The 2,070-nt window shown below is 72.2% G+C and carries 3 protein-coding genes; 1 reads left to right on the top strand and 2 read right to left on the bottom strand.

Annotated features, from left to right (window positions below):
• Together MPTA5024_RS42730 and MPTA5024_RS28900 are read right to left on the bottom strand one after the other, a co-directional pair.
• The coding region (locus MPTA5024_RS42730) for a hypothetical protein (protein WP_198167442.1) at positions 1–317 on the bottom strand (317 nt) is incomplete at its 3' end.
• A 183-nt stretch (positions 318–500) separates the two neighbouring features.
• Positions 501–1,046 (bottom strand): YbhB/YbcL family Raf kinase inhibitor-like protein, encoded by a 546-nt coding sequence (locus MPTA5024_RS28900; protein WP_051458800.1) that lies wholly within the window; start codon positions 1,044–1,046, stop codon positions 501–503.
• A 217-nt stretch (positions 1,047–1,263) separates the two neighbouring features.
• Between MPTA5024_RS28900 and MPTA5024_RS28895 the strand changes: the two genes are divergently transcribed.
• The coding region (locus MPTA5024_RS28895; protein ID WP_036330303.1) for an AfsR/SARP family transcriptional regulator at positions 1,264–2,070 on the top strand (807 nt) is incomplete at its 3' end.

Below are 2,070 nucleotides of genomic sequence, written 5' to 3'. Positions count from 1 at the left end.
GGCTGCTGCTTGCCTCCGCGCTGGGCGGGCCGGGCCTGACGGCCGCCCGGCCGGGCCGCGGGGCGGGCGGCCCCGGAGCGCTGCTTGGAGGCGCCGCGCTCGGCCGGCTCCTCGAACGCGTCGAACCCCTTGGGGAAGCTCTCGAAGAACGTCTCCTCGGCGGGCCGCCGGGGCTTGGGGCCCTTGTTCTCCGCCATCGCCTTGATCCGCTCGGCCGAGAGCGCACTCTCCCTGCGGTTCATCGACCGCATGCCCAGTGCCACGACCAGCAGCACAAGGAGCACGACGGCGACAAGACCCATAATGACCGCAGTCATAGCACCACCCTCAAGGCCATGGCCTTCCTGCGGCGCCGGTGAGGTCGCGCGGCCATCGACGCGACCTGCCCCCTTTGACCACCTGCGCTCAGCAATTGGATCCGATTCTGCTCGACCACAATGACCGTTGTCACACGGTAGGTGAAGATTGGTGTAGCACGACTACCTCCGGTGTCCAGCATGTCACTCGATGGTGGACGCCGTGAGGCGTCCGCGAGCGATGGTGTGGTCGGCGATGTCCTCCAGCGTTTTGGCCAGGGAGGCTCCCTGCTGGAGGTTCAGCTTGACGTTGAGGGCGTAGACGGTGAAACGGTAGCTGCCGTCGGTCTCGCACGGGGGCGCGTAGCCGATCTTGCCGTCCGTCGTCATGCCCTGCCTGGCGCCCCGGGGGACGTCGTTCTCGGCGAGCTCCGTGGTGTCGGGGTCGATGTTGAACACCACCCAGTGGACCTCCGAGCCCGTTCGCGGGTTGTTGTCGTCGACCACGAGGGCCACCGACTTGGCGCCCGACGTTCCCGACCAGCGGAGGGGCGGGTTGCCCTGCCCTCCCTTGCAGGAGTAGTCGTGCGGCAGTGGGGTGCCGTCCCGGAACCGGGGGCTCGACACACTGATGACGTCGAGGTTCCTCGGCGATCCGCCGCCGAGGATTCCACACCCCGACGCGGCGAGCGTCACCGTCGTCAGGGCGACGACGCCTCGCGCGACCGCTGATTTTCTCGGCCACCCCATGCTCGATGATGCTACGCGGATCAGAATGGTGCCCCGACCCGATCGCGCCGATCCGTACGGTTATCCACGCCCCTCCAGCTCTGCCACCTGCACATACTGCCATGGGGAGGACTTTCGTCCCTTTCGTCCGGGCGGTTCGGCCGGGCGGCTGGGATCGCACGAGGCCGGGTGGCCGGGGTGCACGCGGGGAAGGCCCTGCTTCCGCCACAATCGAGGCATGGAGGGGGCGACGCTGGACACGCGGGTTCGCTTCGCCGTGCTCGGCCCCCTCGAGGTGCGCGCGAAGGATGGGCGGCTCGTCGAGATCGGCGGGCGGCGGGTGCGCGCCCTGCTGACGCTCCTGCTGCTCGACGCGGGCCGGGTCGTCTCCACCGACGCCCTGGTCGCCGGCGTGTGGGACGACCGCCCCCCGAGCGGCGTCGGCAACGCGCTCCAGGCGCTGGTCTCCCGGCTGCGCGCGGTCGTCGACCGCGACCTCGTGGTGGGCGGGCCGTCCGGGTACCGGTTGGCCGTTTCGCGGGACCAGGTGGACGTGCACGTCTTCACGCGCCTGGCCCGGGAGGGCGGCCGTGCGCTCGCCGCGGGGGAGGCGGGCCGGGCGGCGACCGCGCTCCGGGAGGCGCTCGCGCTGTGGCGGGGGACGCCGCTGGCCGACCTGCCGGGCGGCGAGGTCGAGGTGGCTCGTCTGGAGGAGCTGCGCGTCGCGTCCACCGAGGACCGCGTCGAGGCCGACCTGCTGCTGGGGCGGCACGGCGACCTGGTCCCCGAGCTGTCCCTGCTCACCGCCGCCCACCCGCTGCGCGAGCGGCTCCGCGGCCAGCTCATGCGGGCCCTGTACGGCTCGGGACGGCACGTCGAGGCGCTCGCGGCGTACGAGGAGGCGAGGGAGGCGTTCGCCGACAGGCTCGGAACCGACCCCTCACCCGCCCTGTCCGCGCTTCACCTCGCGATGCTCCGCCGCGACCCGGCGCTGTTCGCGCCGTCCGCGGCCCACCCCGCCGCCGGCGCCCCACCCGTCCATGCG

Source organism: Microbispora sp. ATCC PTA-5024, assembly GCF_000511135.2.
GTDB classification, from domain to species: domain Bacteria; phylum Actinomycetota; class Actinomycetes; order Streptosporangiales; family Streptosporangiaceae; genus Microbispora; species Microbispora corallina.
This window is presented reverse-complemented; position numbering and strand designations above follow the sequence as displayed.